The organism is Flavobacterium cheonanense, assembly GCF_039539185.1.
In the GTDB taxonomy this organism is placed as follows: domain Bacteria; phylum Bacteroidota; class Bacteroidia; order Flavobacteriales; family Flavobacteriaceae; genus Flavobacterium; species Flavobacterium cheonanense.
This window is the reverse complement of sequence record NZ_BAABCT010000002.1, coordinates 97,999-114,741: the sequence shown is the minus strand read 5'-3', so window position 1 is coordinate 114,741 and position 16,743 is coordinate 97,999. Positions and strand designations below refer to the sequence as shown.

Sequence of the window (16,743 nt, the reverse complement as noted above, 5' to 3'; positions counted from 1 at the left end):
TTTTGTTTTTTATGTCGGAATTATTTAAAACAAACTGGAATAATTTCGCCTTTTGCCAAACAATATTTTTCTACTAATTCTGGTGAAAGTTTTGAAGTATAATCTTCTTCTATAACTTTAAAACCAATGCTTCTTAATTTGTCAAAATAATCTCTTCCGTAAACACGAACGTGATCGTATTGGCCGAAGATTTTGGCTCTTTCTTTTTGGTCAACAATAGTATCATCAGAAAAAGTAATTGCTCTTGATAAATCCTGTGGAATTTGAAAGATTCCCATTCCGCCAGGTTTTAAAACTCTGTACAATTCTTGCATGGCTTTAGTGTCATCTGGAATGTGTTCTAGAACGTGGTTGCAAAAAATTAAATCATATTGATTATCTTCAAACGGCAAATTGCAAATATCTGCTTTAACATCTGCCAACGGCGAAAGTAAATCGGTTGTAGTATAATCGATGTTAGTTTGCTTTTTGAAACGTTTGTAGAATTCTTGTTCTGGTGCAAAATGAAGGACTTTTTTCTTTTCTTTTGAAGTAAAAAAATCAGTTTCATTTTGTAAATACAACCACAATAAACGATGTCTTTCTAATGACAAAGTGCTCGGAGAAAGCACATTATTTCTCTGATTTCCATATCCATAAGGTAAAAACATTCGAAAACTTTTTCCGTCAATAGGATCTGTGAAACGACTTCCTTTTAATAAAAAAGCCAAAATTGGACGCACCACAATACTCAAACGAATCAATATCGGACGAGGAATGGTATTTAATATGAACTTGAATATTTTTTTCATTTATTTTGGATGCAAATTTGTATAAACTTTATAATGTATAATGATTTCTAAACTCCTTTTCTTCATCACTTACAATTCCCAAAGCATCATAAATGTATTTGAAAGTCGATAAAATTTCTGGTTTTCCGTCTATTAAAGCTACATCATGTTCAAAATGCGCACTTGGTTTTCCGTCGGCTGTTAAAATTGTCCAACCATCTTTTAGTTGTTTTATGTTTTTTGTACCCATGTTTATCATTGGTTCAATAGCAACAACCATGCCTTCCACAAACATTTTTCCTCGACCACGTTTTCCGTAATTTGGCATTTCTGGGTCTTCGTGCATTTTTCTTCCTAATCCGTGACCTACAAGTTCGCGAACGACACCGTATCCGTGACCTTCACAATATTTTTGAATTGCATTTCCTACATCTTCAACTCTATTTCCTGCACGAAATTCTCTTATTCCAACATAAAGACTTTCTTTAGTCACTTTAAGAAGTTTTTTTACTTCAGGAGCAACTTCACCAATTTCAAAACTATAAGCGTGGTCTCCATAAAATTCATTCATCAAAACACCACAATCTACTGAAATTACATCGCCTTCTTCCAAAGGTTTTGCGTTTGGAATTCCATGAACAACTTGAGCATTCGGACTCATACATAAAGAATTTGGGAAACCATAAAGTCCAAGAAATCCTGGAACTCCACCATTATCTCGAATGAATTCTTCGGCTAATTTATCTAATTGTAAAGTAGTTACACCTGGTTTAATCACTTTTGCAATTTCGCCCAATGTTTTAGAAACTAATAACGCACTTTCGCGCATTAATTCAATTTCTTCTCTTGTTTTTGGAATAATCATTTTTCAAATTTTGTGACTGCAAAAGTAATGAAAAGTGTTTAGTATTTCATTTTGTAAGTATTGGAATTTGGATTTTGTTTTTTTGGAATTTCATCTTTTATGAGTTTTATCATATTTTTTAAAAAATTCCAATTTTAACTTTGTACAAAATTTATTAGGTATGAGTAAATATGTTACCGCAGCAGAAGCTGTAAAAGTCGTAAAATCTGGAGATAGAGTCTATCTTCAAGCTGCCGCTGCAGCACCAACTATATTAGCCAACGCACTAACTGAAAGAGCATCGGAATTAAGAAATGTCGAGATTTGTCATCTTCATATAGAAGGAGAAGCGCGCTACGCAAACCCTGAATTAGCAGAAAGTTTTCATGTAAATTCGTTTTTTATTGGAGCCAATGTTCGTCACACTTTAAAAGCAGGAAATGGTTCTTATACACCAGTTTTTCTAAGTGAGCTACCTCATTTGTTTCGTAAAAATGTTTTGCCATTAGATGTTGCGTTTATTCACGTTTCACCACCAGACAGACATGGTTATTGTTCGCTAGGAGTTTCTGTAGAAGCCACTGTTGCAGCCATTGAAAACGCTAAAATTGTAATTGCACAAGTAAATCCGCAGATGCCAAGAACTTTTGGTGACGGAATTCTTCATGTTTCTGAAATTGATTATTTAGTTGAGGTTGATGTGCCAATTTATGGTCATGATCCTGTTCCATTTTCAATAGAAGAAGAAAAAATAGGTTCTTACATTGCTTCATTAATTGAAGACAAAAGCACACTTCAAATGGGAATTGGTTCTATTCCAAATGCTGCTTTAAGCAAATTGACTAATCATAAAGATTTAGGTTTACACACCGAAATGTTTTCCGATGGTGTTATTGATTTAATTGAAAATGACGTTATCAATTGTAATTATAAAGGAACTTTAAGAGGTAGAGTTTTAGCTACATTTTTAATGGGTTCAAAACGCTTGTATGATTTTGTAAACGACAATCCATTTATTGAAATGAAAGAATCTTCTATGGTAAATGATACAGCTCGTATTAGAAAAAATCCAAAAATGGTTGCTATAAATTCAGCAATCGAAGTAGATTTAACAGGTCAAGTTTGTGCTGATTCAATTGGTCCACAAATGTATTCTGGAGTTGGAGGACAAATGGATTTTATTCGTGGTGCTTCATTAAGTCCTGGTGGAAAAGCAATTATTGCTTTACCATCAACTACTAAAAAAGGATTGAGCAGAATAGTTCCATTCTTAAAACAAGGTGCTGGAGTTGTAACAACAAGAGCTCACATTCACTATGTAATTACAGAAAACGGAATAGCCGATTTATATGGAAAAACGTTAAAACAACGTGCTGCCGAATTGGTAAGAATTGCGCATCCAAATCACCAAGAAAGTATCGAGAGAGAATACTATGAATTATTTAATAAAATGTAGTAGGAGCGAATCGTTTGGGAATTCTTGGTTTCCATTTTCCTGCTTTTCGTTTCAATATAAAAAGCTTCCAAACGATGGAAGCTTTTTATATTTTCTCTACTATCAGGGCTAGTTAGGTTATGTCTTTTGTTTAGTTATCAATCTGGATTGGCCATAATTTTAAACAATTCGGCATTTGAAATTAAATAACGATTTTCCAAACTCAATTCAGATAATTGTGAGCTAACCAAATTATTTTCTCGTGAATTAATTAAGAAAATAGAACTTTCTCCAAAAGAAAATAATCGCTCTTCTGACGTCAACATGGTGTTGTAATCTTTTACTAAATCTGAGATTAGTTTTCGTTGTTTTTCTAACGAATTGATTTCGGTTTGTTGAGCGTTGATTTTGTTTTTAAGTTGAACACGTTCTAAATCAAGTGAATATTGGGTGTCTTGAATTTTGAATTTTGCCAATTGCAATCCGCCACGTTCTTTTCTTAAAAAAATAGGAAAACTAAAATTCATGCCTACTTTATAGTTATTGAAGTTGGTGTTATTCCAAGCACTTTGTTCAGATAAGTAATGATAGCCCAAATCAATTTTTGGCAACAAACTGTTGGCTTTTAGTTTGCGTTCTACTTCTAGAATATCCAATTTACTTTGAAGTGAATTAATTTTTGGATGGTTTTCTATCGAAATGTTTTCCACCAAAAGTTCGTTAGTTTTTAAGGTTTCTTTGATAGTGTTTTCAAGTTTTATCTCTGGAATAATAGTGTCTTGTAATTCCAAAGGAACATTATTTTCTAACCATAAATAATTTGACAATTCTAATTTAGATTTGGCTAATTTCAATTGTGAATCTTCTAGACTCAATTTTCGGTTTCTTACAATAATTCCTGCTTCAACACTATCTATTGCTGGTTTGTCGCCATTTTTTATTAAACTTGCTACACCATTAAAACGTATTTCAGCATTTTTTAAATACTCAGTATAAAGTTGTACTTCGCTATAATTTCTTTTCCAATTAAAATAGGCAACCGAGGCATTGTATAAAACTTCAATAGCTTGTAATTTTCGTTCGGCTTGACTTAATTGGATTTGGATTTTAGCTTTTCGCAAATCGGCCATTCTTTGGTTTATCAATAATCCCTGACCAAGTGGAATATTGATGCCAAGTGAAGTCAGTCCTTGATTAGGAAGTGTATTTTGTGGATTTAAATAAACGCCTTCGCTATTGTCAAAACCTGCTTTTACTTCGATACCATACCAAGTTGGGATTTTGAAACTACTGTTTAAAAGTGAATAATATTGGCTGTCTTTGAATTGTTTTTTGTCAAAATCTACTTCAATTTTTGGGTCAAATCCACCACGTGCCATCATTAAATTGGCTTGAGCGCTATTGACTTCAAGATTAGCACTTTTTACCATTGGATGGTATTTTTTTACATATCCCAAATACTCATTGTAAGTGAGTTCTTGAAGGTTTTTATCTTGACCAAAAACAAAGCTATAGAAAAATAGAAAGACTATAATTTGAACTTGTTTCATTACTTTTTCTCTTTTGATGTTTCACCTTTTGGTTTGTAATAATTTGGCGGAAAACCATTTAATGTTCGCCATAATTCAAACCAAATAGGCACATTGTCTAATAAAGCCAATGTTTGCGCTCCAGAACCAATACTGACTTGTTTTGGCCAAGCTTCTTCTTTTTCATCAGGAGCAATTAAAACTCTAAATTTTCCATTTGGAGAAATAAAATTTTCAATGGCAACAATTTTTCCACCAAAAGTTCCATAACTCATATTTGGCCAACCTGAAAATACAATTGTAGGCCAACCATCAAACCAAATTCTTACTTTTTCGCCTTTGTGAATTAAAGGTAAATCGGTTGGTGAAACATAAGTTTCTACTGCAATATCATATTTTGCAGGCATGATGCTTACAATTTGAGTTCCTTCCTTAATAGTTTCCCCAATTCCCGATTGAATAGCGCGGTTTACATAGCCATCTTGTGGGGCTTTTATGTAATACATTCCATTACGAATTTGATAATTTACATATTGATTTTGTAATTTATTAACTTGAGCTTCGGTGTCGTATTGGCTGCTTAAAGCGGTAAATTGGTCACTTCTAGCCTTGGAAGCTTTCTCAGCATATTCAGCACTGATTCTATTTATTTCAACTTTTGCGTTTATTAATTCGTTTTTACTCGCTAGAAGTTTGTTTTCTTGTGTAATGATTTTAGCTTCTACTTCTTGTAATTTCAATCTTTTTTCTTCGACATCGGTTAAAGGTTTTAGACCTTCTTTGTTCAATGTTACCGAACGATTAAATTGTGTGTTGGCAATTTTTATTTGTGTTTTTACAGCTTCCAAATCCATACTATCACTTTGAACTTTCAAAACTCCTTGACGGATTTTATTTTGGGCTTGTTGTAATTTTAAGATTCTTTCGTTTTCAATGGCATTGATTTGTGCCGAAAGCGAAGTTACTTTTCCACCATAGGATTGTCCTGCCATTTTTTTAGCATCAACTTGACTTTTAGTATTTTCAACTAAATTGGGATCGAAATAATCTTCTTTAATTTCGGAAATGAAAAGAATAGTGTCGCCTTTTTTTACAAAATCACCTTCTTGAACGTACCATTTTTCTATTCTACCAGCAATTGCCGATTGAATAGTTTGTGGTCGTTGATTTGGTTTTAACGTTGTTACCGCACCAGAACCTGAGATATTTTGCGTCCATGGAAGAAATAAAATTACAACTCCAAGTAAGGATACATATAGGATTATTTTGTTCAATATTTTGTAATGCGGTCTATTGGCAAGACTTTTTACAGTACTATACTGATCAATATTTTCGGTTATCGGATTTTTTTTAGAAATATTTAGCATGGCAATTATTGTTTTGTGTCAGCAATTATTTTTCCGTCTTTCATTTTTATTTTTCTATTGCATTTTTGTTTCCAATATTCATTTTTAGAAGAGACAATTACAGTCCATTTGTTTTTGGAATCTGTAATAAAATCGATGATTTCTTTGGTTGCTTCTTCATCCATTTTGTCTAAAGGATCCTCGAAAAACAATATTTTTGGTTTATTTACAATACTTCTAGCTAATATAATTTTCTGTGCATTTGATGATGATAATTGTCGTCCATCAGGGAAAATGTGAGTATCTAATCCGTTTGGTAATGTTTTGATAAACGTTCCTAATTTTACGCTTTCAATTGCCCATTTTATGTCATCATGCGAAACTAATGGATTGTTGAACGTTATATTTTCTAAAATAGTTCCTTCAAATGGTGTTTCACCTTGAGTGATAGTTCCTATTTGAGAACGATATTGTGCCAAATCTATTTTACGATAGGTATCGTCATTTATAAAAAATGAGCCTGAAGTTGGTTGCATTCCACCTGACAAAACTCGTATTAATGTTGTTTTTCCTGAACCATTACTACCTTCAAGGTATATTTTTTCTGATTGATCAATTTTTAAATTTATTTTGTCCAAAACATCATCCATAGAATCTGGAAATTTGAATCTAAGATTTTCTGCTTCTAAGGTAATATTAGTAAAACAGTAATCTTGATTTTTTGTTTGCGGTTCTTCGATATTCAAATCTACGATTTGACCAATTTTTTCAACAGATGTCAATACATCATATAGACTTTCTAAACCAACAATTAATTTTTCAACAGAATTTAATACTAATAAAATTATAATTTCAGCAGCAACGAATTGTCCAATATTCATCTTTTGATTCAAAACTAAATATCCACCGATAAACAACAAACAAGCAGTAATAATTACTTTAAAAACAATTAGTTGCGAAAATTGTCTTTTGATTACTTTGAAATGTTTTTCTCGATAATTTAAATATTCATCTACTAAAATGTTATTTTTATTTAAAGCAAAATCAAAGTTGTCTTGTTTTCTAAAACTGAAATTGTTTCTGGCAATTTCTTGAAGCCAACTTGCAACTTTATATTTGTATTTTGATTCTTTCATACTTGAAGAAAGTCCTGGATTGTATGAAAATTTAAAAATAGAATAAAGTAGTACTATCAATAAAATTCCGAAGAAAATAAAGAAAGGATGATACAATGACAACAGAATTATTCCGAAAAGGATTTGTAATAAAGCTGTAGAAAAATCAATTAATAATTTTGAAGTTCCTTTTTGAATAGAAATAGTATCGAAAAAGCGATTGGCTAATTCTGGTGGATATTGGTTGTACAGTTCTTCAAATTTAATTTTAGGCAAACGATAGCTGAATTCGAATGAAGAACGTACAAATATTTTTTGTTGTAAGTTTTCAGTAATACGTAATTGCATTAAGGATAATATTCCAACTAGAGCTACACCAATGACAACAATTACTACAAGAACTATCCATGAAATGCTTACTTGTCCTGCTTGAATTAAATTAATAATAGCTTGGATTCCTAGTGGTAATGATAAACTTACTAATCCGGCAAAAATGGCGTAGAAAATGATTTGAGAAATATCTCTTTTGTCTAATTTTAATAAATTATAAAACCGTTGTAAAGGCGTTTGACTCATAACTATTATTTTAATGTATTTTCAACTAAATTGATATAAAAATCGGTTGGTGAAATAGAAGCGTTACAATTTGTAATTGTTTTTAAATGGTCTTTTAGAAAATGTTGATGTAAAGCACCTTCTACAATAGACGAAGCTAAACTTTTTGCAAAAGCATAGTTAGGGTTTACTTCATTAATCATTTCAATAATTCGGTTGATGACTCTTTTATAAACTAGAAAAAAACCTTCTTTATTTTCTTCATCAACTTCTTTTGTAAGCAAAGTTTTTGTAAATTCTTGAATGATTATTTTGTTTAATATTGCTTCATTTATATGTAATGTTGTTGAATCATCTTCAACTTTTTCTGTAACTATGGTGATACCTTTTTTCAAGCGTTCCATAGGATTGGAAACATTTGTTGTTGCAAATGCTAACTTATATTCTATCCAGCCCCAATACCAAGAGGAAAGGTATAACAATAATTTGTGTTTGCTTTCAAAATAACGATAAATAGAACTTTCATTCGAGCTTATTTTTTCACCCAATTTTTTGAAAGTAAAATTTTCAAATCCAATTTCATCTATTAATAGAATACTTTGTTCAATGATTTTCTTTCCTAAATCTGATGTTTCAGGATTTTTGACATATAATTTATCATTTACAGAAATGATTATGTTAGAAAGTATATTTTGCATTACTAATCTGTTGTTATTGGTGTAAAGTCTTTGTTTTTTTTATTTAAGTCAAGAGTATACAAAATGGCAAGGTTTAAAAAATTTTTTCCTGTTTCATCATTAATACGGTAATCAAATTGATAAATATAACCTGTTTGAACAGTTAACTCTTTTGAAAACTCATATCCGCAACCCATAAAAAATCTGTTTCTTTCAAAAAATGGTTCGTTATCAGTAAAAAATATTTCATTCCATGCCGTTAAATAAAAAGTTTTAGGCATTATAGTTTTATTATTTATTGGCACTAATGCTCCTAATCTATATCTAAATCTATTTCTGTATCCGTTTGAAGTAAATCGTTGTTCTGCTCTATATCGATGTTCAAATGTAACAAACTCTAAAGGGTTTTTCATATTTATTTGAAGCCATGTTCTAGTTTCTAGATTTTTTGCAGGCAGTTCAAAGTTTCCTCCTTCACTATAGGTATTATATGAACCAATACCTGTTGTTACAGAAAAGTTTTTTTTGATTAAATAAGTTGCTCCACCTTTATATTCGTAATAATGAAATTGATCGTAAAAAGATAGACTTCTTAATTGTGCCTCAAAAAAAGTATTCCATTTAGAATTTAGTTTAATATTGAAATTAACAATATTCCATGAACCAATTTCATTTTGAGAATAACTAATACTTGTAAATAAAAATAATAAAAAACTAATTTTTTTCATTACAATACTAAGGTAAATTTACATGTTTTTTTGTTACGGTTTTCATTTGAATGATATCTACTAAAAAGGCAAATGCCATTGAAAAATAGATGTATCCTTTAGGAATTTCGAAATGAAACCCTTCTGCAATAAGTGATACTCCAATCATCATTAAAAAACAAAGAGCTAAAACTTTAAAAGACGGATGTTTAGAAATAAATTCACTAATTGGTTTTGCTGCAAATAGCATAATTATTACTGTTACAATTACTGCTGTGTACATTACCCAAAGCTCATCGACCATTCCAACCGCAGTGATAATTGAATCTACTGAAAAAACTAAATCTAACAGAATTACTTCACCTAGAAGTTTTCTAAAATTTCCTTTTTTTGGAAGTTCTGCTTCGTGTGAATTAGCGATTTCTGTTTTGTGATAAATCTCTTTGGTACTTTTATATATTAAAAATAAACCTCCAAGTATTAAAATAATACCTTTTCCTGTGAAGTCAATTTCAAAAAGCGAAAATAATGTTTTATCAAGTTTTAGTATCCAAGAAATAAAACCTAAGAGTGCTAATCGCATTACCATCGCTAGTCCAATTCCCCAATAGCGCAATTTGTTTCTTTGGCTTTCTGGGAGTTTATCGGCAAGAATAGAAATGAAAATAATGTTGTCTATTCCTAGTATTACTTCGAGAGCAATTAATGAAATTAAAGGTATTAAAGCGTCTATCATATTGTTGAATTTTAGAAATTAATTTTAAATCCGAAGTTTAGGTTTTTCATGTCCTGTAATTCAGGGTTTATGTTGTTGTCTTTTAAATCTAGATATTTCAAATGGTCTAAAGCTTCCAACTTTGGAATTTCTTTAAATTTATTGTTGTTTAAATACAATGATTCTAAATTTTTAAACTTTAGTAATTCATTTGGTAAGACAGATAGGTTGTCGTTTTCAAGATGAAGCGATTTTAATTTTGGTAATTTAGATAGAATAGAAAGTGTTTTAGGAAGATTCATATTCTTTTCCTCATTCAAATAGATTTCTTCTAAATTGGTTAAATTAGAAAATCCTTCTGGTAAGTTTGTAAAATCGTTATTACTTAAATCAATTGTTTTTAGTGATTTAATATTTGATATTGCTGATGGAATTTCTTTTAAATGATCATTTTTTAAACTTAAATATTCTAAGTTGATAAATTTTGACCAATTCTCATTAGATAAATTTATATTTTGATTACTAAGATTTAATCTTAATACTTTTTCTGGTTCTCTTAGCGCTTCAGACAAAGATGTATATTCTTTTATCTTATCGTTATTTTGAGAAAATACTGCATATGAACAGAGTAGCAATACAATTTTGAGTAGATTAATTTTTTTCATAATGCATTTTTTAATTTTGAAATAATTTTCAATTGCAAATATAATAGTAAAACTATCAACAATTGTATTTTAACTATTATTTTTCACTTTTTTTTAACCTTTTACTTTCTCAGTAACTGAGATTGATTTTTGCAGAATTAGTGAATTTGGTATGGTAATAATTCTATCATTTTCTGTTTTTAAATGAATAAAAAAATAGGTTAAGTCAGATATTTCGCCAGAAAAAGGATAATCTTTATCTAGTACCTCGATGTAATCTCCGATTTTTAATGGATGATTAAAAAATAATATTATTCCAGAAGTAATATTTGATAGCAATGACCATTGTGCAAAAAATGCAATTCCAAAAGCTGTTAAGATCGATGTAGCAAAAATGGCAATTTCATTTTGTTTTAAACCCCAAATTGCAGAAAGTAGAATTATAGCCGTTAATGAAAGTAATAGATTAATAGTTTTAATCATTATTTTTCTTCTACCTCTTTGTAACTGAGTGTTTTTTAAAGCGTTGTTTATTATGGTTTTAGTTGCAAAATAGGATAGTAGGTAGCAAAATAATACTATACTTGTTTCAATAATTTGAATGGTGATTGTTTTCATTTTGTTATTGATTATTTTTATTTTTATTCTTTTTTTGATGTTGAATCAAAGTTGAAGTTTGTGTTGATTATAAAACCGTTATTGTTTTGAAACACATTTCTGTTGTTAATTTCTCTTCCTAATTGAAGTGTTTGGTTTAGATAGCCTGCTTCAATGCGCAAACTATTACTAAATCTATATCCTAGTACCAGTCCAATTCTATTTTGATCAAAAATATTTTCATTTACATTTTTTCCAAAACCTATAAATAGTTCGTCATAAGCAGCAATATATGGTGTTTTGTTTTCTATCTTATCTCCTTTTAATGGCATTTGCATTCTAAACATGTATCTTATTCTGTTTAAGAAAGGGAATTCATCTTCGTTGGTTAATGCAGCGTTTGAATAGCGACCAACCCATCTTTGTTCAAGCATAAATCGATGAGAGATATCAATTTTTGAAATTTTATCAGTAATGGTAATCATTTGAAAAGCTCGATGTTCAGTAAAATCTTTTCCCATACCATTAATTGGAGTTTCGCCATATGGGTAAGTTTCTATCCAAGCATATCCTAATCGAAATTGCACCTTTGGATTTAGCTGATAATTTAAGCCAAGTCGAAGTAATCCTTGTTGTTTGTCTGTAATAAAATTATCTCTTCGAAGTTGATATTCGCTATGAATACTGTATTTATCATTTAATTTAAATGTTCCAAAATAATTGTACCAACCAATATTGTTGTTCTCATTTACTCTTGTGTTTTGAGCGTAAGAACTGTTAATTGAGAAAATTATAATGATTAGAAATGTAAATTTTAGATTCATATGTTTAAATATTATTTGTTAGAGGTAACATATAGTATCGCCTTTTTAATCATTGGTTTTTGTTTTCAACAAACTTTTTGTTTGTGGCGATTTCATAATATTAAAAATTTTGGGCTGACCCATTTAAGAACCAGCCCAAGTTAATTACTATTTAGTTGGTGAAAATGGTAGAGATGATTTGTGAACAATAATTCTCAATTTACCATCTTCTCCTTTTTTGAAAACCCAGGTTTTATCAACCATTACTTCTTTTCCATTTTTATCGGTTACCCAAACATTTCCCATGGTTATTGCGATAGATCCATAAATCTGTATGCCTTCATTATTTTTTCCTGCATTGTCATATCTAGCTTTTACCCATGGAGTTATTGCAAAACCTTTGTCGTTTGGATAGTCGGGATCACCTCCAATGAAATAAGCTAATGCTCCTTTTTTGTCATTTCTAAAGGTTTGATCGCCATAAGCCAAAGTAGGTTTGAAAAAAACTTTACCATTGTCATAGTTGTAAGCTTCTGATAAAACTTGCTTTGCAAATGTTTTGTAATCACCACCTTCTTCTTTAAGTTTTCCAATTTTTACCAAGGCATCACACCAATCTTGTTGGGCTTTGTTTACTTCATCATAAGTAATGACTGTTTGTGCACCTTCTTCTACATAAATCAATCCTAGTTCATTAATAACTTTTTGAACCTCTTTGTTTTGCTCAGGAGTTGCCTGAGTTTTTTCTTCTGTTTTTTTGTTTTGATTGCATGAACTTAATAATACCGCAATACAAGACAAGCCAATAATTACAATTTTTTTCATGATTCTAAATTTTAAAAGTTTTGCATTTAATATTAATACAAATATATACAAATGTAATAGTAATACTATTGATTATGAAATTTTAACTTTTATTTATAATATTTGGCATAAAAAAAAGAGACTCAAAAAATGAATCTCTTAATTAAAACAAGTTTTGTTTTTTTATTGTTATAGTAACGAATGCTGTGTCATAACTGCAGGTTTTTCAATTCCCATCAACTCTAAAATGGTAGGAGCGATGTCACCTAAAACGCCATTATTAATAGTTTTTAATTCTTTATCAACTAAAATAATTGGAACCGGATTCGTTGTATGAGCTGTGTTTGGAGAACCATCAGGATTAATCATAGTTTCACAATTTCCGTGGTCTGCAATGATAATAGTAGTGTAGTTGTTTTCTAAAGCAGTTTCAACCACTTCTTTTACACAAGCATCAACAGCTTCGCAAGCTTTTATAGCAGCTTCCATTACACCTGTATGTCCAACCATGTCACCATTTGCAAAATTCAAGCATACAAAATCAACTTCACCTTTTTTAAGTTCTGGAACTAAAGCATCTTTTAATTCGAAAGCACTCATTTCGGGTTGCAAATCGTAGGTGGCAACTTTTGGTGAATTTCTTAAAATTCTAGTTTCACCAACAAATGGAATTTCTCTTCCACCAGAAAAGAAGAAGGTTACGTGAGGATATTTCTCAGTTTCGGCAATTCTAATTTGCTTTTTACCTGCTTTTTCTAGTACTTCTCCAAGTGTTTCAGTGATGTTGTCTTTGTCGTAAATTACATGAACATTGTTATATGTATCATCATAGTTGGTCATGGTAACATAATACAAATTCATTTTGTGCATATTGAACTCGTGAAAATCTTTTTGAGATAAGGTTTCTGTCAATTCACGACCTCTATCGGTTCTAAAGTTGAAGAAAATTACAACATCATCTTCTTCAATTTTCGCTAATGGATTTCCATTTTCATCCGTCATCACAATAGGTTGTATGAATTCATCGGTAACATCATTAACATAACTTTTTTTGATACTTTCTAAAGCATTTGTAGATTTTTCACCTTCAGAATTCACTAATAAATCATAAGCTAATTTTACACGTTCCCAACGCTTATCTCTATCCATTGCATAATATCTACCAATAATAGTAGCGATTTTTGCAGTAGTGTTTTTTATATGATTTTCAAGATTTGCTATATCTGTAATTGCCGATTTTGGATCAACATCTCGACCATCTGTAAAAGCATGGACAAACACTTTTTCTAATCCATAATCTTGTGCAGCATCTAATAATCCGAATAAATGTGATGTATGCGAATGAACGCCACCATTAGATACCAAACCTAAAAAATGTACTTTTTTATTGTTTTCTTTAGCATATTTGAAAGCATCAAGAAGCGGTTTTTCTTGATTCATAGTTTTGTTTTGTACAGCCAAATTTATTTTAGCCAAATCTTGATATACAATTCGACCAGCACCAAGATTCATGTGACCAACTTCAGAATTTCCCATTTGACCTTCTGGTAAGCCAACGTTTAATCCATCAGTTCTTAGCTGTGCGTTTGGATATTTTGCATATAAACTGTTTATAAAAGGTACATTGGCATTGTCGATTGCCGATACTTTTGGGTCTGGAGATTTTCCCCAACCATCAAGAATCATCAGTATTACTTTTTTGTTCATTGTGATAGTATTTTACACAAAGATATGCATTTGCAATAGCTGAAATGAAAAGTTGGAGGTAAATTTATTTGAAAAATAACGAAAACGATTTAGTGTTTTCAGAAGAAATTATTTTTTAGAAAACCAGTTTTTAGCAGAGTTGTAATCAATAAAATAGCGAATACTGACAGATAAAATATGATTAAGATTTTCTTGATTAACGGAATCTCTAAAATTACTACCAATTTTTTTATTAAATTCTCTTGCAAATAAAGAAGAGTTATTTCGATATAGTATTGACATTTGACTACCGGGAGCAAACCACCAAGAAAAAGACAAGTCCATATTCCAAGTGTTAAAATTGGAGTTTCTGTTTTTGTTATAATTGGTATTGGTTTCAAAAGTACCGTCGTCTTTAAGAGTTAAAATCTCTTTATTAATTGCGTAACTCCAATAATGGCGAATAGAAAGATTAAAAGTTATTAAATCATTGATTGCATATTTTCCTGACAATGTGTTAGTATAGGTATTTCTATTTCGTTTTGCTAGTATAGCGTTATCCGAATTATCAAAATCTATCCAACCAATATCGTTTACTTGTCTTGAAAATCTAGAACTATATATTAGTAATAATTTATCTGAAAAGCGATATCTTGGACTTACAAGTAAATTAAAGTTTAGTCGGTCTTTTTCGTCAAAAAAAGATATTGACGGACCAAAATCTAAAGCGAATTTTTTAGCATAATTTGATGAAAAAAAGTAATTTCCTCCAATTCTTCTTGGAACGATTAAGAATTTACTATTATCTTCAGAACGAGGTTCGTAATAATCATAGACCGCAACTGGTCTAGTATTTAAACCAAATCCATGATAATCATTTCTTTTATTGGTAGAATTAAAATTTATATTAATACTAGCTTCTTGAATACTACCTGTTGTATTGTTGAATTCAGAATATAAGTTTGTCTGAACATTTAAGGTGTTAAATGTCTTTGTAGGTTTTATAATTCTATAACTTGCATTACCATAAACAGCATGATAATTGGTTTGAAAGTTTATTCCCAAATCGTTGTTGTCCCATTTTTCGGAAAAATACTGGCTGCCAACACTATAGCGGTACTTTCCTTTGGTTTTTCCTAGGTTTATTGAGGTGTTGTAACCGTTTCTATTGTCGAGAAGGTAATCGTTTACATGGCTAAATTTATAATCACCAGATAAATTAAAAGTGTTTTTCTTAGTATTTAAATCATATATTAATGCAGACACATTTGCATCTCTATATTCACCATTTCTTGTAACATTGGTATTGATAAATGAAACAGACGAATTTTGTCTAAAACGTTGGTCTAATACAAAAAGATTAAAGTTTGCTAGTGGCTCTATCAATTCATTTCTTGTTTCTCCTGTGATATTATTTCTTATGATAGCATCTGTTTTTTCTGTAACAGCATTAAGAATTCCAATTCCTAATCCGCCTTTGGTTCTACCTGATACTTTTAAAGCATTTAATAAATTTACTGTTGAAGGATATTCGATAAAATCTTCGTCAGATGATAATGTTGGTTGTACCGATGGTTCGCCTCCAATTCTTCTAGAATAAAATAGATTTCCTTTATTAAATAAATCAGTTCCTTCGGTAAAAAAAGGTCTATTTTCTGCAAATTGCTGTTCGAAAGGTCCAAGGTTAAGTTCTACTCTGTCAAAAGCAGCTTGACCAAAGTCAGGTACAAGAATTGCATCAAGTGTAAAAGCATCGTTGATACCGTATTTTACATCTAAGCCACCTTTAAATTCACCTTTGGTTTTGTTAGAATCATTTCCGCTTAAATAATAAGAAGTGTATGGAATTAAAAATAATCTGGTAGGAGTTTTAATGTTTTCAATGCCTTCAAGAATTCCTGCTTGGTTGGCTTCTGTTTGTAAATTAATATCAATTAAATTCCAAGAATATTGAAAACGATCTCTATATACCTCACGATACATGTTTAATCCCCAAGTTTGTTTTTTTTCATCAGAAAAACGAACCGCAGCATAAGGAATCTTTAATTCTATAGTCCATCCGTAATCTGTAATACTTGTTTTACTATCCCAAATAGAATTCAAACTAAAATCTTCGCCATTTGCTTCTGTATAAACACAATCTTGCTGAACTCCGGCAGCACTTACATAAAAACGAAATTCTTGTTGACCATCATTATAACCATTGAAAAATATTCCGAAATGGTCAGCAGATCCAAACTCATCTCTTGTTGTGAGCTCTCTTAAAATTTTTTTAGGTTCGTCGTCGTACATTGTAGCAGCCACATAAATAGCTTCATTGTCATAAACTATTTTAACTTCTGACCGTCTATTATTTTTTTCTGGATCACCATTATTGGGTGCAATCATTATAAAATCTGTAGCAATTGCTGCAGTTTTCCAAATTGGTTCGTCAAATTTTCCGTCAATGGTAATTTTTTCAGAACAAAATTTTGTTTGCAAAGTCTTTTTTTGAGCTTGTGAAAAACTTAAAAAAG

General features: G+C 30.5%; 15 protein-coding genes. 1 reads left to right on the top strand and 14 read right to left on the bottom strand.

What is annotated here, in order from left to right; all coding sequences use genetic code 11:
• Nucleotides 1–20: 20 nt before the first annotated feature.
• Nucleotides 21–791 carry a class I SAM-dependent methyltransferase gene (locus tag ABD766_RS03990; protein ID WP_344815483.1) on the bottom strand — a complete coding sequence of 257 codons (771 nt, stop codon included), beginning with the start codon at nucleotides 789–791 and terminating at the stop codon, nucleotides 21–23.
• A gap of 28 nt (nucleotides 792–819) precedes the next feature.
• Nucleotides 820–1,635: a type I methionyl aminopeptidase gene (gene map, locus ABD766_RS03985; protein WP_298304590.1), complete on the bottom strand. Its 816-nt coding sequence runs from the start codon at nucleotides 1,633–1,635 to the stop codon at nucleotides 820–822.
• A 160-nt stretch (nucleotides 1,636–1,795) separates the two neighbouring features.
• On the opposite strand from map, the gene ABD766_RS03980 reads away from it, so the two are divergent.
• The gene (locus tag ABD766_RS03980; protein ID WP_344815482.1) at nucleotides 1,796–3,070 is read left to right on the top strand and encodes an acetyl-CoA hydrolase/transferase family protein; all 1,275 of its coding nucleotides are present in this window, start codon (nucleotides 1,796–1,798) and stop codon (nucleotides 3,068–3,070) included.
• A gap of 137 nt (nucleotides 3,071–3,207) precedes the next feature.
• Here the strand turns inward: ABD766_RS03980 and ABD766_RS03975 are convergent, their stop codons facing one another.
• The 12 genes from ABD766_RS03975 to ABD766_RS03920 form a co-directional block, all read right to left on the bottom strand.
• Complete coding sequence (locus ABD766_RS03975) at nucleotides 3,208–4,599, bottom strand: TolC family protein (RefSeq protein ID WP_344815481.1); 1,392 nt, start codon at nucleotides 4,597–4,599, stop codon at nucleotides 3,208–3,210.
• Nucleotides 4,599–5,945 (bottom strand): HlyD family secretion protein, encoded by a 1,347-nt coding sequence (locus tag ABD766_RS03970; protein ID WP_298304599.1) that lies wholly within the window; start codon nucleotides 5,943–5,945, stop codon nucleotides 4,599–4,601. The genes ABD766_RS03975 and ABD766_RS03970 overlap by 1 nt, the downstream gene beginning before the upstream one ends.
• A 5-nt stretch (nucleotides 5,946–5,950) precedes the next feature.
• Complete coding sequence (locus ABD766_RS03965) at nucleotides 5,951–7,615, bottom strand: peptidase domain-containing ABC transporter (protein WP_344815480.1); 1,665 nt, start codon at nucleotides 7,613–7,615, stop codon at nucleotides 5,951–5,953.
• 5 nt (nucleotides 7,616–7,620) lie between these two features.
• A complete protein-coding gene (locus ABD766_RS03960; protein WP_344815479.1) occupies nucleotides 7,621–8,292 on the bottom strand; it encodes a TetR/AcrR family transcriptional regulator in 672 nt (223 codons plus the stop codon).
• A 2-nt stretch (nucleotides 8,293–8,294) separates the two neighbouring features.
• A complete protein-coding gene (locus ABD766_RS03955; protein WP_344815478.1) occupies nucleotides 8,295–8,999 on the bottom strand; it encodes a DUF2490 domain-containing protein in 705 nt (234 codons plus the stop codon).
• Nucleotides 9,000–9,006: 7 nt separating this feature from the next.
• Complete coding sequence (locus ABD766_RS03950) at nucleotides 9,007–9,714, bottom strand: TerC family protein (RefSeq protein ID WP_344815477.1); 708 nt, start codon at nucleotides 9,712–9,714, stop codon at nucleotides 9,007–9,009.
• An 11-nt stretch (nucleotides 9,715–9,725) separates the two neighbouring features.
• On the bottom strand, nucleotides 9,726–10,358 hold the full coding sequence (locus ABD766_RS03945; protein ID WP_344815476.1) for a leucine-rich repeat domain-containing protein: 633 nt from the start codon (nucleotides 10,356–10,358) through the stop codon (nucleotides 9,726–9,728).
• Nucleotides 10,359–10,451: 93 nt separating this feature from the next.
• On the bottom strand, nucleotides 10,452–10,955 hold the full coding sequence (locus tag ABD766_RS03940) for a mechanosensitive ion channel domain-containing protein (RefSeq protein WP_344815475.1): 504 nt from the start codon (nucleotides 10,953–10,955) through the stop codon (nucleotides 10,452–10,454).
• A gap of 23 nt (nucleotides 10,956–10,978) precedes the next feature.
• Nucleotides 10,979–11,758 (bottom strand): DUF2490 domain-containing protein, encoded by a 780-nt coding sequence (locus ABD766_RS03935; protein WP_344815474.1) that lies wholly within the window; start codon nucleotides 11,756–11,758, stop codon nucleotides 10,979–10,981.
• Nucleotides 11,759–11,905: 147 nt separating this feature from the next.
• Nucleotides 11,906–12,562, bottom strand: coding sequence for a hypothetical protein (locus tag ABD766_RS03930; protein WP_344815473.1), 657 nt, complete (start codon nucleotides 12,560–12,562; stop codon nucleotides 11,906–11,908).
• A 168-nt stretch (nucleotides 12,563–12,730) separates the two neighbouring features.
• Nucleotides 12,731–14,248 (bottom strand): 2,3-bisphosphoglycerate-independent phosphoglycerate mutase, encoded by a 1,518-nt coding sequence (gene gpmI, locus ABD766_RS03925; protein WP_344815472.1) that lies wholly within the window; start codon nucleotides 14,246–14,248, stop codon nucleotides 12,731–12,733.
• Nucleotides 14,249–14,356: 108 nt separating this feature from the next.
• On the bottom strand, nucleotides 14,357–16,708 hold the full coding sequence (locus ABD766_RS03920) for a DUF5916 domain-containing protein (RefSeq protein WP_344815471.1): 2,352 nt from the start codon (nucleotides 16,706–16,708) through the stop codon (nucleotides 14,357–14,359).
• Nucleotides 16,709–16,743: the final 35 nt, after the last annotated feature.

Bases quoted from the DNA above. Each gene is read 5' to 3' on its own strand.
- ABD766_RS03970 (WP_298304599.1), bottom strand. From the start codon at position 5,945: ATGCTAAATATTTCTAAAAAAAATCCGATAACCGAAAATATTGATCAG.
- gpmI (WP_344815472.1), bottom strand. From the start codon at position 14,248: ATGAACAAAAAAGTAATACTGATGATTCTTGATGGTTGGGGAAAATCT.
- ABD766_RS03960 (WP_344815479.1), bottom strand. From the start codon at position 8,292: ATGCAAAATATACTTTCTAACATAATCATTTCTGTAAATGATAAATTA.
- ABD766_RS03945 (WP_344815476.1), bottom strand. From the start codon at position 10,358: ATGAAAAAAATTAATCTACTCAAAATTGTATTGCTACTCTGTTCATAT.
- ABD766_RS03935 (WP_344815474.1), bottom strand. From the start codon at position 11,758: ATGAATCTAAAATTTACATTTCTAATCATTATAATTTTCTCAATTAAC.
- ABD766_RS03975 (WP_344815481.1), bottom strand. From the start codon at position 4,599: ATGAAACAAGTTCAAATTATAGTCTTTCTATTTTTCTATAGCTTTGTT.
- ABD766_RS03955 (WP_344815478.1), bottom strand. From the start codon at position 8,999: ATGAAAAAAATTAGTTTTTTATTATTTTTATTTACAAGTATTAGTTAT.
- ABD766_RS03990 (WP_344815483.1), bottom strand. From the start codon at position 791: ATGAAAAAAATATTCAAGTTCATATTAAATACCATTCCTCGTCCGATA.
- ABD766_RS03980 (WP_344815482.1), top strand. From the start codon at position 1,796: ATGAGTAAATATGTTACCGCAGCAGAAGCTGTAAAAGTCGTAAAATCT.
- map (WP_298304590.1), bottom strand. From the start codon at position 1,635: ATGATTATTCCAAAAACAAGAGAAGAAATTGAATTAATGCGCGAAAGT.
- ABD766_RS03965 (WP_344815480.1), bottom strand. From the start codon at position 7,615: ATGAGTCAAACGCCTTTACAACGGTTTTATAATTTATTAAAATTAGAC.
- ABD766_RS03950 (WP_344815477.1), bottom strand. From the start codon at position 9,714: ATGATAGACGCTTTAATACCTTTAATTTCATTAATTGCTCTCGAAGTA.
- ABD766_RS03930 (WP_344815473.1), bottom strand. From the start codon at position 12,562: ATGAAAAAAATTGTAATTATTGGCTTGTCTTGTATTGCGGTATTATTA.
- ABD766_RS03940 (WP_344815475.1), bottom strand. From the start codon at position 10,955: ATGAAAACAATCACCATTCAAATTATTGAAACAAGTATAGTATTATTT.